The sequence below is a fragment of the Methylocaldum gracile genome (genome assembly GCF_053646815.1).
In genome coordinates, this window is record NZ_CM132196.1 from 611758 (window position 1) to 627410 (window position 15653).

The 15653-nt window shown below is 55.9% G+C and carries 16 protein-coding genes; 14 read left to right on the forward strand and 2 right to left on the reverse strand.

Annotated features, from left to right (window positions below):
- Positions 1 to 202 precede the first annotated feature (202 nt).
- A complete protein-coding gene (locus tag ACWJJK_RS02665; protein ID WP_210023751.1) occupies positions 203 to 895 on the reverse strand; it encodes a ComF family protein in 693 nt (230 codons plus the stop codon).
- Between the two features lie 74 nt (positions 896 to 969).
- On the opposite strand from ACWJJK_RS02665, the gene bioB reads away from it, so the two are divergent.
- The 10 genes from bioB to ACWJJK_RS02715 all read left to right on the forward strand — a co-directional run bounded on the left by bioB (position 970) and on the right by ACWJJK_RS02715 (position 10583).
- Entirely contained in the window at positions 970 to 1986 is a 1017-nt protein-coding gene (gene bioB, locus ACWJJK_RS02670; protein WP_210023752.1) for a biotin synthase BioB, read from the forward strand.
- Positions 1987 to 2021: 35 nt separating this feature from the next.
- Positions 2022 to 3257 carry an 8-amino-7-oxononanoate synthase gene (gene bioF, locus ACWJJK_RS02675; protein ID WP_210023753.1) on the forward strand — a complete coding sequence of 412 codons (1236 nt, stop codon included), beginning with the start codon at positions 2022 to 2024 and terminating at the stop codon, positions 3255 to 3257.
- Complete coding sequence (gene bioH, locus ACWJJK_RS02680; RefSeq protein ID WP_077732743.1) at positions 3254 to 4060, forward strand: pimeloyl-ACP methyl ester esterase BioH; 807 nt, start codon at positions 3254 to 3256, stop codon at positions 4058 to 4060. The genes bioF and bioH overlap by 4 nt, the downstream gene beginning before the upstream one ends.
- Positions 4047 to 4892 carry a malonyl-ACP O-methyltransferase BioC gene (bioC, locus tag ACWJJK_RS02685; protein ID WP_347257320.1) on the forward strand — a complete coding sequence of 282 codons (846 nt, stop codon included), beginning with the start codon at positions 4047 to 4049 and terminating at the stop codon, positions 4890 to 4892. The genes bioH and bioC overlap by 14 nt, the downstream gene beginning before the upstream one ends.
- Positions 4883 to 5590, forward strand: coding sequence for a dethiobiotin synthase (gene bioD, locus ACWJJK_RS02690; RefSeq protein ID WP_210023755.1), 708 nt, complete (start codon positions 4883 to 4885; stop codon positions 5588 to 5590). The genes bioC and bioD overlap by 10 nt, the downstream gene beginning before the upstream one ends.
- 125 nt (positions 5591 to 5715) lie before the next feature.
- Complete coding sequence (locus ACWJJK_RS02695) at positions 5716 to 6198, forward strand: DUF2244 domain-containing protein (RefSeq protein ID WP_210023756.1); 483 nt, start codon at positions 5716 to 5718, stop codon at positions 6196 to 6198.
- A gap of 40 nt (positions 6199 to 6238) precedes the next feature.
- Positions 6239 to 7360 (forward strand): cytochrome c oxidase subunit II, encoded by a 1122-nt coding sequence (coxB, locus tag ACWJJK_RS02700; RefSeq protein WP_077732746.1) that lies wholly within the window; start codon positions 6239 to 6241, stop codon positions 7358 to 7360.
- A gap of 29 nt (positions 7361 to 7389) precedes the next feature.
- Positions 7390 to 8976, forward strand: a complete 1587-nt coding sequence (ctaD, locus tag ACWJJK_RS02705; RefSeq protein WP_086135132.1) for a cytochrome c oxidase subunit I — start codon at positions 7390 to 7392, stop codon at positions 8974 to 8976.
- 155 nt (positions 8977 to 9131) lie between these two features.
- Positions 9132 to 9677 (forward strand): cytochrome c oxidase assembly protein, encoded by a 546-nt coding sequence (locus ACWJJK_RS02710; RefSeq protein WP_077728531.1) that lies wholly within the window; start codon positions 9132 to 9134, stop codon positions 9675 to 9677.
- A 39-nt stretch (positions 9678 to 9716) separates the two neighbouring features.
- The gene (locus ACWJJK_RS02715) at positions 9717 to 10583 is read left to right on the forward strand and encodes a cytochrome c oxidase subunit 3 (RefSeq protein WP_454128626.1); all 867 of its coding nucleotides are present in this window, start codon (positions 9717 to 9719) and stop codon (positions 10581 to 10583) included.
- Between the two features lie 96 nt (positions 10584 to 10679).
- Here the strand turns inward: ACWJJK_RS02715 and hslO are convergent, their stop codons facing one another.
- Positions 10680 to 11549: an Hsp33 family molecular chaperone HslO gene (hslO, locus tag ACWJJK_RS02720; protein ID WP_454128627.1), complete on the reverse strand. Its 870-nt coding sequence runs from the start codon at positions 11547 to 11549 to the stop codon at positions 10680 to 10682.
- Positions 11550 to 11675: 126 nt separating this feature from the next.
- Here hslO and msrA point away from each other — a divergent pair, with 126 nt between their 5' ends.
- From msrA to ACWJJK_RS02740, 4 genes are all read left to right on the forward strand, one after another.
- Positions 11676 to 12338 carry a peptide-methionine (S)-S-oxide reductase MsrA gene (msrA, locus tag ACWJJK_RS02725; RefSeq protein ID WP_454128628.1) on the forward strand — a complete coding sequence of 221 codons (663 nt, stop codon included), beginning with the start codon at positions 11676 to 11678 and terminating at the stop codon, positions 12336 to 12338.
- Positions 12339 to 12392: 54 nt separating this feature from the next.
- Complete coding sequence (locus ACWJJK_RS02730) at positions 12393 to 13172, forward strand: M48 family metallopeptidase (protein ID WP_156880836.1); 780 nt, start codon at positions 12393 to 12395, stop codon at positions 13170 to 13172.
- Positions 13173 to 13625: 453 nt separating this feature from the next.
- Positions 13626 to 14942, forward strand: coding sequence for an ATP-binding protein (locus ACWJJK_RS02735; protein WP_077728526.1), 1317 nt, complete (start codon positions 13626 to 13628; stop codon positions 14940 to 14942).
- 5 nt (positions 14943 to 14947) lie between these two features.
- On the forward strand, positions 14948 to 15508 hold the full coding sequence (locus ACWJJK_RS02740; protein WP_434131171.1) for a response regulator transcription factor: 561 nt from the start codon (positions 14948 to 14950) through the stop codon (positions 15506 to 15508).
- The last annotated feature ends 145 nt before the right edge of the window (positions 15509 to 15653 follow it).

A 15653-nucleotide genomic window follows, 5' to 3' on the forward strand; every position in this document is an offset into this window, starting at 1 on the left:
CTACCCATCGTTCCCATGGTTTACAAACCAAGAGCTTTTAATAATGTGTTCCACAAAACGGTGAAGCCTTGTAAGCACCAAGAATTTGGGGAAGCGTATCGGCTCATGCCAAAACCTCAATCCAAGAGAGCGAAGCGCAGCATGTTTGTGGTGCTTCAAACTAAGGAGATTGTTTTTTAAGGAAAATTATTCAAACCTCAGGTCAAGCCCGCGCACACGCCCAAACATCGACTCTAGCAACACCTGCCCGGCGTAACGCCCCGGCAAGCTCCTTCGCCGTTGCACCGGTGGTGATGACATCATCCAAAATGGCTACGTGCCGATGCTCGATCGGCGTTTCAACCGCGAAGGCGTTGCGCAGGTTCTTGCGGCGCTGTTTGGCGGGAAGTTCTGCTTGGGCGGCGGTCGCGCAGATGCGGCGGCAGCTGTGGAGATCGAGCGGAATGTCCAAGCGGCGCGAAACCGTACGTGCGATCTCGATGGCCTGGTTGAATCCCCGTTGGCGGTACCGGCTAGGATGGAGCGGAACCGGCATGATGGCGCAGGGCGTTTCTTTCAGTGCCGCCAGTTTTTCCGCCATTAGAATGCCCAAGAGCCGCCCGCAAGGATAACGGGCGCCGAATTTCAGCGAATGAATCAGGTGGCGGACGGGCTCCTCGTAACGAAACACGGCGAATGCCGAGTGGAAAACCGGGGGCTTTTTCTGACAGCTTCCGCAGACCTGCGGCACGGGGGACTCGATGGGAATGGCGCAGCGCGGGCATGCCATGGTGTTATAAGGCAAAGATTGCCGGCAGCCCCGGCAAAGATCGATGCCATTGCCGCCCGGATCGCCGCATAACAAACAGGTGGGTGGATACAGCCAATTCTGTATAATGTTTGGCCACTTGTTCACGTTTTTCCGTTTTTGAAGTTGACAGCGTTCAGTCGCCGGTTCCGGCCATAGTTTAAGTCTTTCCCGGAGTAGCCATGAAAATAGCAGAAGAGTTCCAGTTGAATGCAGCGGCCCAAGCGTATTTTTCGGGTAGTCCGCTGCGTCACGACTGGCGATTGGATGAGGTCGAGGCATTGTTTGCTTTGCCGTTCAACGATCTCGTCTATCGGGCGCAAACCGTTCACCGGCAACATTTTAATCCGAACGAGGTTCAGGTCAGCAGTCTCCTGAGCATCAAAACCGGCGCTTGTTCGGAGGACTGCGCCTACTGTCCGCAGAGCGCCCGTTACGACACGGATTTGAAGCGCGAAGATTTGATGCCTTTGGACGAGGTGCTGAACGCGGCGCGCGTGGCCAAAGACCAGGGCGCAACCCGGTTTTGCATGGGGGCGGCCTGGCGCAGTCCGAAAGACCGCGACGTCGAGCGGGTTTGCGAGATGATCGAGGGCGTGAAAGCTTTGGGACTGGAAACCTGCGTCACTCTGGGCATGCTCACGGACGGCCAGACGCAGCGGCTGAAAGAGTCCGGGCTCGACTATTACAACCACAATCTGGACACCTCGGAAGAGTATTACTCCAAGATCATTACAACCCGCACCTATCAGGACCGTCTCGATACGCTGGAGCGCGTACGCGATGCCGGGATCAACGTGTGCTGCGGCGGAATCGTCGGAATGGGGGAGAGCGACCGGGACCGCGCAGGGCTGCTTCTCGAATTGGCGAATCTGCCGAAACATCCCGAGAGCGTGCCCATCAACATGCTGGTTCAGGTGGAGGGCACGCCCTTGGCCGGGGCGTCCAGGCTGGATTCTTTCGTTTTCGTGAGGACGGTCGCCGTGGCGCGCATCCTAATGCCGAAATCGCGGGTGCGTTTGTCCGCCGGACGTACGGATATGAGCGATGAAATCCAAGCGCTGTGTTTCCTCGCCGGCGCCAACTCCATTTTCTACGGCGAAAAGCTTTTGACGACGGAAAATCCGACCGTCGAGAACGATAAGCGGCTTTTCCGGCGCCTCGGGATTCGGATGTCCGGATGCGTCGATCACGCTTGAGCGTTTTTCCGAAAGCTCGGAATTGCTGAAAGTACATGTGGCGTAACTGGCTGCGCGGTCAGCTCGACGAGATCGAAAAGCGGGGGCTCTACCGTCGGCGCCAGGTCGTCGAAGGGCCTCAGGGCGCCGAAGTCACCGTCGACGGACGGCGTGTGGTCAACTTTTGCAGCAACGACTATCTTGGGCTCGCGAACCATCCGGCCGTCGTCGCAGCGTTCCGGCAGGGAGCCGAGCGCTATGGCGTCGGGGCCGGCGCGGCTCACCTGGTCTGTGGTCACGGTCGCGCTCATCATGCATTGGAGGAAGAACTGGCCGAATTTACCGGCAGGGAACGCGCCTTGCTGTTTTCCACCGGCTACATGGCCAATCTCGGTGTGATTTCCGCTTTAGCGGGGCGCGGCGATGAGGTTTTCGAGGATCGCCTCAATCATGCCTCGTTGCTCGACGCTGCGCTGCTTTCGGGCGCCCGGCTCAAGCGTTATCCCCATTCCGATCCTGCGGCGCTGGGGCGCGAGCTGGAGCTCTCCGCCGGAAAGCGATGTCTCATAGCGAGCGACGGAGTATTCAGCATGGATGGCGATCTCGCTCCGCTTCCCGCTTTGGCGGCGTTGGCCCGGCAACGGAGCGCTTTGCTGATGATCGACGATGCCCACGGTCTCGGGGTAACGGGAGACGGCGGGCGCGGCAGCCTGGCTCGGTTCGGTTTGACTCCGGACGATGTGCCGGTGCTCGTCGGCACTCTCGGAAAGGCATTCGGCACCTTCGGCGCATTCGTCGCCGGTAGCGCAGATCTTATCGAGTTTCTGATCCAGCGCGGCCGTACCTATATTTACACGACGGCCATGCCTCAAGCCGTGGCGGAAGCAACCCGGGCCAGCCTGCGCCTGATTCGGGAAGAATCCTGGCGGCGGGACAGAGTGAACGGTCTGGTACATCGCTTCCGCACCGGGGCTGCGCAGATAGGGCTGCGTCTCATGGAATCCGATACCCCGATTCAGCCGATCGTGGTAGGCGACAATCAAAGCGCCGTGCGAGCGAGCGAGGTCTTGCTGTCCGCCGGCTTCCTGGCCGCCGCCATTCGGCCGCCGACCGTTCCGGCGGGTACGGCGCGCTTGCGTTTCACATTTACCGCCGAGCATACCGAGGCTCAGGTGGACCGGCTTTTGGGGGCGCTGGCCGATCTGCCGCTTGAAACATTCGGCAGCAACGGGGGTGAGGATCGTAGTATGACCAACGAGGCCCTCCCGTCTCCCGCAGGTCATTCGGGATGAGAAAGCGAGATCTGTTGTACCGGGAAACTTTCGGTCAAGGGCCGGATCTCGTTATGGTGCATGGCTGGGGAATGCACAGCGGTATTTGGCGGGATTTTGCGGAGATGCTGGCCGCCAAGGCTCGGGTCACTTTGGTCGACCTTCCGGGGCATGGGCGCAGCGAAAGCATCGCCGACTTTTCCATCGATCATCTTGCCGATGCCTTGATGGAGACCGCGCCGGAGCGTGCCCACTGGCTGGGCTGGTCGCTGGGAGCTTTGCCCGTGCTGCACATTGCGGATCAATGCCCGACCCGCGCGAAAAGCATCATCGTCGTGGCCGGAAGTGCGCGTTTCGTGGCCGACTCGAAGAACCGCGGAGCGGAAAACGATTGGCCGGGCGTCGATCCCGCGCTGCTCGCGGAGTTTGCTTCAGCCTTGGAAGAGGATTATGAAGGCACGATCCGGCATTTTCTCGGGCTTCAAATCTTCGGCATGGAGAACGCGAGGCTACTGGTCAAGGAGTTGGCGGCGAAAGTGGCGGAATGCGATCCCCCCGATGGGGCGGCGCTGCACAGCGGGTTGAATTTGCTGCGGCAGGCCGATTTGCGCGAAGTCTTGCGTCGATCAATCGTTCCCAGCTTGATTATTCTGGGGGCGCGGGACCGATTGGTTCCCAAGTCCGCCGGGGCGTCGATGCAAGCGCTGAACCCTCGAAGCGAATTGCATGTGATCGATGGGGCGGCCCATCTGCCGTTTCTCACGCATCCCGCGGAGACCGCCTCGTTCATTACGGATTTCGTCGCAAGACATGATGGCTGTTGAATCTTTGCCAACCAGCGAATGCGGCTCCGACGGCCGTCCCGATAAGCGGTTGATCGGTCGTTCTTTTGGCGCAGCCGCGGAACGTTATGACGGACTCGCTGAATTGCAGCGCAGGGTAGGCGAGAAGCTGCTGTCCCGTTTGGCGGGTATGAGCCTCGCTCCGGAGAGAATCGTGGATGCTGGTTCCGGAACCGGGTATTTGGCGACACGGCTGATTGAGCTGTATCCAAAGGCGGACCTCGTGGCTTTGGATATCGCTGAAGGCATGCTGCGTTTCGCCAAGTCGCGGTATGGCGAGTCGGGGGCCGGACGGTTGGTATGCGGCGATGCCGAGGCAATGCCATTTCGGGACCGTTCGATCGACCTGGTTTTTTCCAATGTGGCGATTCAATGGTGTTCCGGCCTCGACTCCGTATTTCGCGAAATCGGGCGCGTCTTGAGGCCGGCCGGTATCGCTCTTTTCAGCACGTTTGGTGCCGAGACGCTGAAGGAACTTCGGTCCGCATGGGCATCGGTCGACGATTACTCCCACGTCAATCGGTTCGGCGATTCTGCGGCGGTGAGGTCGGCCCTGCGAGAGGCGGGATTCCAGGAAATCGATGTCGCCGCCGAGGTCCATAGGCTGGAGTACGGCTCGGTTTATGACTTGATGCGAGAATTGAAGGGCCTTGGTGCTCATAATGTAACGCTAGACAGACCGCGCCATTTAACCGGCAAGGGCGCGTTGCGGCGCATGATCGCGGCCTATGAACGGCAATCGGGCGGCAGTGGTCTGGATGCCACCTTCGAGGTCGTTTATGGGTGTGCCAGAGGTCCCGCGAAATGTCGTTGAAGGCGCGCGGTATCTTCGTGACGGGTACCGACACCGGCGTCGGCAAGACCATCATAAGCTTGGGGTTGATGCGGCTGTTACAGGACGCCGGACTGAAAGTGGCGGGCATGAAACCGGTGGCGACCGGAGCATTTTGGCAGGATGGACGGTTGGTCAACGAGGATGCCTTGACGCTTCAGGCGAATGCGTCGATTCGGCTGGACTACAATCAGGTCAATCCATTCGTTTTCGAACTCCCGGTTTCGCCCCATATCGCCGCCAAGAAGTCGGGCCGAGAAATCGACTTTCAGCGTATTCTGCAGGTCTACGAGGAATTGGCCGGGTCCGCCGACTACGTGGTGGTGGAAGGTGTCGGCGGCTGGGAGGTGCCTTTGAACGAGCGGCAGCGGGTGGCCGATCTAGTCGGGGTGCTTGGCCTCCCTGTGTTGCTTGTGGTGGGGTTGCGTCTCGGTTGTTTGAATCATGCTTTGCTGACCCAGTGTGCGATCGAAAATGCCGGCGCGAATTGTATAGGCTGGATTGCCAACCAAATCGAACCGGATTTTTTATTGTCTACCGAAAATATCGAGACCTTGGATCATTCGCTCGATTGGCCGTTGCTGGCCGTCGTGCCGTTTAATAGTGAGAAAGAGTTTGTTGCGCGGGATATTTTCCCTACTGTGGTAAAGGATAAAATCTTGCATGCGCTGTATTCATAAGTTACAGTCTCGCGGCTTAAGCTGCGCTAGCTGCAGGCCGGTTTTCTCAGGTGTTTTTGGTTCTGTTTGAGCCCGGACTCGAGTTGGTGTCCGACTCATGAATCGTGCCGAGGTCGGAAGTTCGAATGATCGAGTCAGAACGGGATGCTAGGCCTGGCAGCCAACGATTCGTACTGACGCCGAATGCGTCCCTAAACGGTCGTCAAGCATCGTTTCTGATGCTCGGAATCGCCTTGGTGATGGCGGTTATCGCAGGGAGCTTTGCATCGATGGGTGCGTGGCTCGTGTTGCCATTTTCCGGGGCGGAATGGGTTCTATTGGCCTATTGCTTCAGGCTTGGTCTGAGAAACTGTAGGATTCGCGAAGTCATTACGGTCACGGAGACCTTGGTTCAGTTGGAGCGAGGTTATGGCACACCGGAGCAGATCTACCGATTTCAGCGCGCATGGGTTGCGCTCGATTGGACTGAATCGCCGATAAAAGGGTACCCAAGCCGTTTGTCGTTTCGCTCCCATGGAAAGGAAATTGAAATCGGCCGATTTTTGGCCGAGCCCGAGCGCGCGGCGCTCGCGAGCGAATTGCGAAAGATTTTGTTTGATAGCAAATGATTAGACACAAAGCATTTCTATAGACTGAGGAGAGGGCTCCGTGAATAAGATAAGACGACTGCTTGCTGGGTTGGGGTTAGTGTTATGGGGGGAAGCGCACGCCGACTATGCACTTAACATGACGCCGGGCGTCACCGAGGTCAGCCGCGATATCCACGATTTACACATGTTGATTCTGTGGATTTGCGTAGTGATCGGCGTAGGCGTGTACGGCCTCATGATTTACTCGATCATGCATCACCGGAAATCCAAAGGAGTGGTGCCGGCGCAGTTTCACGAAAATACAAAACTCGAAATCGTTTGGACGGTTATTCCTTTCCTCATTCTTTTGGGCATGGCTATCCCGGCAACCAGCGTGATGGTCAAGGCTTATGACACCAGTGGAGCGGACATGACCGTCAAGGTCACCGGCTATCAGTGGAAGTGGCGCTATGAATATCTCGACGAAGGCATCGATTTCTTCAGTACCTTGGATGCCAAAAGCAATGAAGCCCGCCAATTGGGTGCCAATATCGATCCCGCCTCAATCCCTAATTATCTGCTGAACGTCGATAATCCTTTGGTGGTCCCGGTCAACAAAAAGATACGGTTTCTGTTCACGGGCGCCGACGTGATCCACTCCTGGTGGGTACCTGACCTCGGCTGGAAGAAAGATACCATTCCAGGCTTCGTGACCGACGCTTGGGCGAAGATCGAGAAACCGGGCATTTACCGCGGGCAGTGCGCGGAACTTTGCGGCCGCGATCATGGCTTCATGCCTATTGTCGTAATCGCCAAGACCAACGAGGAATATAAACAATGGGTTGCCGAGCAGAAGACTAAGGCTGAAGTAGTCAAGGCCGAAGCGACCAAGGCTTTCACCATGGATGAGCTGATGGCGAAAGGGAAGGAGGTTTATAACTCCAGTTGCGCGGGTTGCCATCAGGCCAATGGCGAAGGCATCCCGGGAACTTTCCCGGCGATCAAGGACAGTCCGGTTGCGACCGGCTCGATGGATGAACACCTTAACGTCGTACTGAAAGGCAAGGGAGACATGATGCCTGCATTCGACGATTCGCTCAATCCGGTGGAAGTCGCCGCCGTAGTGACTTATCAGCGGAACGCCTTCGGCAATAACAAGGGCGACATGGTTCAGCCGTCCGAAATCAAGTCGCAACATTAATCGATTAACAGTAGATGAGGTGAAGTGCTATGTCATCAGCAGTGGCAACTCATGATGAGCATCATGACCATGGCCCCGCCAAAGGGATCATGAGATGGGTGTTCACTACCAACCATAAGGACATCGGAACCCTATACATGACCACCGCCCTGATCATGTTCCTGGTCGGAGGCGCTATGGCACTGGTCATTCGTGCCGAGCTGTTCGCACCCGGCATGCAGTTCGTGGATCCGATGTTCTTTAACCAAATGACCACATTGCACGCCCTGGTCATGGTGTTTGGCGCGGTCATGCCGGCTTTTGCAGGCTTGGCAAACTGGATGATCCCGATCATGATCGGTTCGCCGGATATGGCTTTGCCCCGGTTGAATAACTGGAGTTTCTGGCTTCTGCCTTTCGCCTTGCTGCTCCTCGCGAGCACGCTGTTCATGGAGGGCGGTGCGCCGGCAGCCGGGTGGACGCTCTATCCGCCTCTGGTTCTCCAAGGCGGCGCGCATCTGCCGTTTGCCATCTTTTCGGTCCACTTGCTGGGTATCTCGTCGATCATGGCGGCGATCAACATCATCGTCACCGTGTTCAATATGCGCGCGCCCGGCATGACGCTGATGAAGATGCCATTGTTCGTGTGGACCTGGGTCATCACCGCATTCCTCTTGATCGCCGTCATGCCGGTGTTCGCAGGCGCGGTGACCATGCTCCTGACCGACAAGTTCTTCGGCACGAGCTTCTTTAATGCAGCCGGTGGCGGCGACCCAGTGCTTTATCAGCACTTGTTCTGGTTCTTCGGGCATCCCGAGGTTTACATCATGATTCTGCCCTCGTTCGGGGTGATTTCCATGATTATCCCGACGTTTGCGCGCAAGCCGCTGTTCGGTTACAGCTCGATGGTTTATGCCACGGCTTCGATCGGGCTCCTGTCTTTCGTCGTCTGGGCGCATCACCAGTATACCGTCGGCATGCCGCTTGCCGGGGAGCTGTATTTCACCTACGCCACGATGTTGATCGCCGTGCCCACCGGGGTGAAGGTGTTCAACTGGGTCTCCACGATGTGGAAAGGCGCGATGACCTTCGAAACGCCGATGCTATTCGCCATCGCTTTCGTGGTCCTGTTCACGATGGGAGGCTTCACTGGGCTGATGATGGCTATTTCGCCTGCCGACCTCCAGTACCATGACACTTACTTCATCGTCGCCCACTTCCACTATGTGTTGGTGCCCGGTGCGGTATTCGCGCTCTTCGCGGCGACCTATTACTGGCTGCCCAAGTGGACCGGCCACATGTATGACGAGCGTTTGGGCAAGCTACATTTCTGGCTGTCGACCATCTCGGTCAATCTGTTGTTCTTCCCGCAGCACTTTTTGGGACTGGCCGGCATGCCGCGCCGGATTCCGGATTACGCGACCCAGTTTGCGGAATTCAATGCTTGGTCGAGTGTCGGTGCCTTCGTTTTCGGTTTCTCGCAACTGATTTTCGTTTACGTGATCATCAAGGCCATCCGCGGCGGCGAGAAAGCGACCGACGAAGTTTGGGAAGGCGCGCACGAGCACGGTCTGGAATGGACTTTGCCGTCTCCGCCGCCCTACCACACTTGGACGACGGCACCCGAGATCAAATAGGAAACGAAGCGGTCCCCGCCTCTAGGGCGGGGACTGTGGTTTAACGCTATGGATATTCGAAAAAAGAACGTACTGTTGGCGGTCGTCATCGCGATTATCGCGCTGATGCTCTACATCGGTGCGATCCTTAAATTAATTACTACGTCATCCGGTCAGTGAACGATTCAGAAAGCAGAAAAGTCAATAAGCGATTGATTTGGTCAATCGTCTTAGTGGCTGTCGGAATGTTCGGTTTCGGCTTCGCCATGGTTCCGCTGTACAACGTGTTCTGCGAGGTTACGGGACTGAATGGAAAAGTGAAAACGGAGGCGGTCGCGGACGCCGCTTATGTAGTCGATCAATCGCGGGAACTGACGATCGAATTCATCACCTCGGTCAATGAGAACATGCCGCTCGCTTTCCGTGCGGAAAAAAACAAGATGAAGATACATCCGGGGCAGTATTACACGGTCAAGTTCTATGCCGAAAATACGACCGATAACAAAATGGTCGGGCGTGCCATTCCCAGCGTAGCTCCCGGCGTGGCCACGGAATACCTGAACAAGACCGAGTGCTTTTGTTTTTCCGAGCAAGAATTCGAACCGCACAAATTGCGCGAAATGCCGGTTCGATTCGTGATTGATCCGTCCATTCCGGAAAACGTGAAGGATATGACCCTTTCCTACACGTTCTTCGATATCACCGACAAGAACCAGAACTGACGAGAGAAAGATCAACAATTTCAAAAGCAGGGGAATGTAATGGCTACGAAAGACGCGTACTATCTACCGCACAAAGCGAACTGGCCCATCGTGGGATCGATCGGCCTGACGACTTTGCTCGTGGGATTTGCTAATTATCTTAACGGATCGAGCATCGGTGGAACCTTAATGGTGCTGGGAGCGGGCATCGTGATCTTCATGATGGCCGGATGGTTTGGCTCGGTGATAAAGGAAAGCGTCGCCGGGTTGTATAACCAGCAGGTGGACGGTTCGTTTCGAATGGGGATGATTTGGTTCATTACCTCGGAGGTATTCTTCTTTGCCGCATTCTTCGGCGCGCTCTTTTACGCACGTATCTACTCGGTGCCGTGGCTGGGCGGAGAAGGTAATTTCTCTGCCGGAGCGACTGGAGACTTGTGGCAGGGCTTTCAGGCGATGTGGCCGACCAACGGACCGGGACAGGTGGGCGGCGAGTTCGAACCCATGGGCGCGTGGGGCGTTCCGGCTCTGAATACTCTGATCCTGTTGAGCAGTGGCGGAACCGTTACCTGGGCGCACTGGGGATTGCTGGCGAATAATCGCGGACAATTGATCAAAGGTCTGATCGCCACGGTTGCCCTAGGTTTTCTGTTCGTGATTCTGCAGGGGGTCGAGTACCACGAGGCCTACACCGACATGGGGCTGACCTTGGGCTCTGGAATCTACGGCTCGACGTTCTTCATGTTGACCGGGTTCCACGGTTTGCACGTGACCATCGGTGCCATCATTCTTACGGTTGTCTTGCTACGGAGCATACGCGGACACTTCAACCCGGAACACCATTTCGCATTTGAAGCGGCAGCCTGGTATTGGCACTTTGTCGACGTGGTGTGGTTGGGCCTCTTCATTTTCGTCTACTGGCTGTAACCCGCCACTGCTTTTTACCAAAAGGGGCGCTACTCTCCTCGGGTAGCGCCCCTTTTGTCTATCCGCCCGGAAATTCGAATAAAGGTGTCAGGCCGATTATTGTCGAGTCGGGGAAGACGGAAGTCTTATTTCATTGGTAAATAGGCCGCCGATATCGACGCGGTCGAAATGATAACGGCGGTTGCAGAATTCGCAGCCAACCTCGACTGAATCCTCTTGCTCCAAAATCGATTCCACCTCGTGATTCCCCAAGGTGAGCAGGACGGATTCGATGCGCTCCCGCGAGCATCCACAGCGGAAGGAGATCGGTTCCGAGTCGAAAAGCCGTACCGACTCTTCATTAAAGAGGCGATACAACAGTTCTTGACTGGGTAAATTCAGTAACTCCCCCTCGGTAACCGTATCCGCCATGTATTCGACGCGCATCCAATCGTCGCGATCGCGCTGTTTGGCGGGCAGTTCCTGGATGAGCAATCCTGCTGCGCGCTGTTCGTCGGCCGCTAACCAAAGTCGTGTCGCCAGTTGTTCCGAGCGTGAAAAATACGTTTCGATAGCGCCGGCCAGATCGTCTCCCTCGAGAGCGACGATACCCTGGTATGGTTCGGAATCCTCGTTCTGGACCGTCAACACCAAGTGCCCCGGACCGTAGATGTCGGACAGCGTTTCTCCCGTTACTTCGCCGCGCCAGTGTGCGAGTCCGCGAATAGTTCTCTGGTGCGTTGCCTGCGCCACTAAAGTATTCAGCGGTCCGTGGCCTTGAGCCTGAAGAATCAAAGACCCCTTGAACTTGATGGTGGCGGATAGCAATAGCACGGCAGCAAGTGCTTGTCCCAACTGGCTCGAGACGGCAGGGGGGTAAGGATGGCGTTCGAGCACGGCTTGCCAACTCGCGTCGAGCCGTACGAGTTCGCCTCGTATCCCGAGATCTTCAAACAAGAACCTTTGGAAACTGTCGAATTCACTCATCGTCTAACCAAAAAGTTTTAAGGAATGTCACTTTGCCTTTTAATAGGCAGAAACTGCTAGTCTACAAGGTTCTGCTGGCGATATTCATGCGGCTTCTGATTGACAGATCACCGAAGAGTAAATTCCATGTTTACGAAAAAGCTTTCGCTGCCTGATGACGATTCCGCTCTTCCCGGCCGAATGGAAAAAATGCCGGTTCCGGAGTTGCATTTTGTAAATGGACATCGGATGGAGCCGCCTTATCCGGAAGGATCGGCAATTGCGGTTTTCGGTCTTGGCTGCTTTTGGGGTGCGGAGCGGAAATTCTGGCAGACTCGCGGTGTTTATGTAACGGCAGTCGGCTACGCCGGCGGAACTACGCCCAATCCCACTTACGAAGAAGTATGTAGCGGGATGACCGGTCACGCCGAGGTGGTACGCGTGGTCTACGATCCTAATAAAGTCCGTTACCAAGATTTGCTGAAACTATTTTGGGAGTCCCACAACCCTACACAAGGCATGCGCCAGGGCAACGACATCGGGACGCAATACCGCTCGGTCATTTTCACCTATACGCCACGCCAGAAAGAACTGGCTATCGTTGCCCGCGATGCTTATCAAGCAGCCTTGAGCCAAAAAGGATATGGGCGAATCACCACCGAAATCCGCGAGGCTCCCGAATTTTTCTATGCGGAACCCTATCACCAGCAATATCTGGCCAAGAATCCCGGCGGATACTGCGGTTTAGGCGGTACCGGAATAAGTTGCCCTACTGAATTTGGCGCGAGCGTACACACCGACACCGATTGATAGCACTTAACTCCTTTGGCTATTATCGGGCGTCTCACAATATTAAGAGTTTCCATGAAAAGAATTCTGTTGATTGCATTTTTCACATTGGGCCTTTCAGCTTGTGCGACCTCACCTTTGGGGCGCACCCAGTTCATGATAATGCCAGAGGACCAAATGGCGGCCATGGGGGCACAGGCCTTTGTCAACATGAAACAAAAATTGCCCATCGATCAAAGTCCGCAAACGAATCAATACGTTGTGTGTGTAGCCGGGCCGATTGTTAAGGAGGTAGGGGGGGAATGGGAAGTCACGGTGTTTCAAGACGAATCGCCCAACGCATTTGCACTGCCCGGCGGGAAAATCGGTGTACATACCGGCATACTTCGGGTCGCCCGGAATCAGGATCAGCTCGCGACAGTCATTGCGCATGAAGTCGCGCACGTGCTTTCTCGGCATTCGAATGAGCGAGCTTCCCAGCAGGTGGCCGTGCAACAAGGGCTGAATGTCATCCAAGCGATAACCAATCCGACTACTCAGACGGGCCAAGTGATGATGGGGGTATTGGGCTTAGGCGCCCAATACGGTGTTCTTATGCCGTATAGTCGTCTACAGGAAAGCGAGGCCGATTTGCTCGGATTGGAACTGATGGCCAAAGCAGGCTTCAACCCGCAACAAAGCATCGATCTCTGGATCAATATGGAACAAGCGGGCGGTGGGCAGCCGATAGAGTTTCTTTCGACTCATCCGTCTCATGCTACTCGCATGCAAGAGCTTAAACAAAACATGCCCAAAGCCCTGGAAATGTATCGAAACGCACAGGCAATGGGTAAAAACCCTCGTTGCGGTGGTTGATCCGGCATCCCGGGCGATGCGCGTTCGCGCAAAAAGAAAAGTGCAGGGAGAAAGATCCCTGCACGTCAAGAGGAGGATTGTGAGCACTAAACGTGCGTCTGGTCTCAGCTAGGAGCAGCTCCTAACGAGTGATTAACATTCTAGCAGTGAAACTTGTACGCGAAATGTGACAAATTGTCGCGCAATCCAAGGATTCGCGTGTTGAAAGGAAATAATCCATCGGGAAATAAAAAAGGCAGAAGAGCTAGTCTTCTGCCTTAATGAGGAGGCTATAGCGCACAGCTACAGATAGCATCTGATCGTCGGCCTGCTACCGTCTTGCCGGTTCCTTAAGCATCAGAAACCACGATCTAATACTAGCAGTCACATTAGTAATCAAAAATGTGACAAATTGTCGCATTCGCCCAACAAAGTCGGCCATTTACAATCCGCTCCATGAACTCAAACCCGCTCATGAACATTCCCACTCCGGCGGACACGGAAACCGACGCCCGTCAAAACCTTCGCTGGCTGTTCGTTTTACGCAATCTTATGATTACGGGGCAAGCGCTTATCGTTCTCATCAGTGTCTACGGATTGGAGATACCGCTTAGCGAAGTGCCTCTTACAGCCATCATGACGGCGCTAGGCGCCTTCAACTGGTGGACGTGGTTGAGGCTCAGCAATCCCCGCCCGGTCGCCGAAATGGAGTTGTTCATGCAACTTTCATTCGACGTCCTGGCGATTACCGCGATTCTCTATTTCACCGGGGGCGCCACCAATCCCATGGCCTGGTTTTTCCTGCTTCCGCTGATTATCGCGGCTACCGTGCTGCCCCAGTTTTATACCTGGTATATGGTGATCTTCACTTCCGGGTGTTACACCATACTCATCGGCTTTTACCAGCCGCTTCCCGACATTCAAGCCGTAACTTTGCACGGCGACGCCCCGCCCGCCGTTCAGGCCCTGATGGAGGACCACAGCATTGAACTGCACGCGTTCGGCATGTGGTTCGGGTTCGTATTCAGTGCCGTTCTCGTGGCTTACTTCGTCGTAGAGATGGCGAAAACACTGAGAGAGCGTGAACGCCGCTTGGCTGAAGCTCGCGAGCAGGCTTTACGGAACGAGCGGGTTGTTGCGCTGGGGACGCTGGCGGCCGGTGCGGCGCACGAGATGGGCACCCCGCTGGGAACCATGGCGATCCTGATTCATGAAATAGAGAGCGAATGTGAAGGCGCCAAGCAAGACGATTTGTTGGAAAAAATGAAAATCCTGCGGGAGCAGGTGGTCCGCTGCAAAAAGGCCCTTTCGGTCATGTCGGCGTCGGCCGGTGCAATCAGAGCCGAATCGGGCCACGTAATGCCGCTGACGAACTATCTGGAGGAAACGGTGGATAGCTGGCGGAAACAGCGTCTCAACGCCGAGTTGGAATACGAAAAGGTTGGGCCTTTGCCTCCGCCGTGCATTTTGGCCGAGGATACCCTTACCCACGCTTTAGTTAATATTCTCAACAATGCCGCCGATGTTTCGCCGCGTGGGATAAAGCTGCGCGCCCGCTGGAGCTTCGAGCGCGCGACTTTGGAGATCCTCGACCAGGGACCTGGCATTGCCCCTACGCTATCCCAGCGTCTGGGAAAGGCGCCGATCACGACTAAAGAACATGGGTTGGGGGTCGGGCTATTCTTGGCATTTGCCACTATCGAGCGCCTGGGCGGTCGAATAGAGATGTTACCTCGTGTCGAAGGCGGCACCTGCACTCGCATCGAACTTCCATTGCTGCGTCCGAATTAAGATCTATGAACAGTGCAAAATCCTCATCCGATACCCCTCGTCCCAGTCTGTTATTAGTCGATGATGACCCTACGTTCTGCGGAGTTTTGAAGCAAGCCCTCGAGAAGCGCGGATTCGAAGTGCACGCCGCTCAAGACCTCGAAACCGGCACCGCGCTGACGGAGCAAATCGAGCCCGAGTACGCGGTGATCGATCTGCGCATCGGCCACGATTCCGGACTGGTTTTGGTCAAGCGGCTCCACAATCTCGACGCCAACACCCGTATCGTCGTCTTAACCGGGTACGCCAGTATCGCCACGGCCGTCGAAGCCATAAAGCTAGGTGCGATCCAATATCTCACCAAGCCCGCCGATGCCGACGAGATCGTCGCGGCCCTCCACAAGGATCAGGGCGACGTCTCCGTTGAAATCAAGGAAAAGCCGCTCTCCGTTCGGCGCCTGGAATGGGAGCATCTGCAAAAAGTTTTGATCGAGCACGGCGGCAACATCTCCGCCGCAGCGCGGGCGCTGGGGATGCATCGCAGGACTTTGCAGCGGAAGCTGGATAAGCGGCCGGTGAGGGAGTGAAGTAAAGCGGGAGCGTCTTTCTCTCCGTTCCTATGCTTCGACGCCTAGGGTTTCGAAGCGTGATTTCCGTTTTTATGAGAGCGTTGCGGGCTTGTTTTCGGGCGGCGGTTGTGCGGTTCTCAATCGCTATCAGCAGGCAATCTCG

Coding starts and splice junctions, on each gene's coding strand:
- ACWJJK_RS02730 (WP_156880836.1), top strand. CDS start 12,393: ATGAAAAGAATTCTGTTGATTGCATTTTTCACATTGGGCCTTTCAGCT.
- bioD (WP_210023755.1), top strand. CDS start 4,883: ATGTCGTTGAAGGCGCGCGGTATCTTCGTGACGGGTACCGACACCGGC.
- bioH (WP_077732743.1), top strand. CDS start 3,254: ATGAGAAAGCGAGATCTGTTGTACCGGGAAACTTTCGGTCAAGGGCCG.
- bioC (WP_347257320.1), top strand. CDS start 4,047: ATGATGGCTGTTGAATCTTTGCCAACCAGCGAATGCGGCTCCGACGGC.
- ACWJJK_RS02740 (WP_434131171.1), top strand. CDS start 14,948: ATGAACAGTGCAAAATCCTCATCCGATACCCCTCGTCCCAGTCTGTTA.
- bioB (WP_210023752.1), top strand. CDS start 970: ATGAAAATAGCAGAAGAGTTCCAGTTGAATGCAGCGGCCCAAGCGTAT.
- ACWJJK_RS02695 (WP_210023756.1), top strand. CDS start 5,716: ATGATCGAGTCAGAACGGGATGCTAGGCCTGGCAGCCAACGATTCGTA.
- bioF (WP_210023753.1), top strand. CDS start 2,022: ATGTGGCGTAACTGGCTGCGCGGTCAGCTCGACGAGATCGAAAAGCGG.
- hslO (WP_454128627.1), bottom strand. CDS start 11,549: ATGAGTGAATTCGACAGTTTCCAAAGGTTCTTGTTTGAAGATCTCGGG.
- msrA (WP_454128628.1), top strand. CDS start 11,676: ATGTTTACGAAAAAGCTTTCGCTGCCTGATGACGATTCCGCTCTTCCC.
- ACWJJK_RS02735 (WP_077728526.1), top strand. CDS start 13,626: ATGAACATTCCCACTCCGGCGGACACGGAAACCGACGCCCGTCAAAAC.
- ACWJJK_RS02715 (WP_454128626.1), top strand. CDS start 9,717: ATGGCTACGAAAGACGCGTACTATCTACCGCACAAAGCGAACTGGCCC.
- ctaD (WP_086135132.1), top strand. CDS start 7,390: ATGTCATCAGCAGTGGCAACTCATGATGAGCATCATGACCATGGCCCC.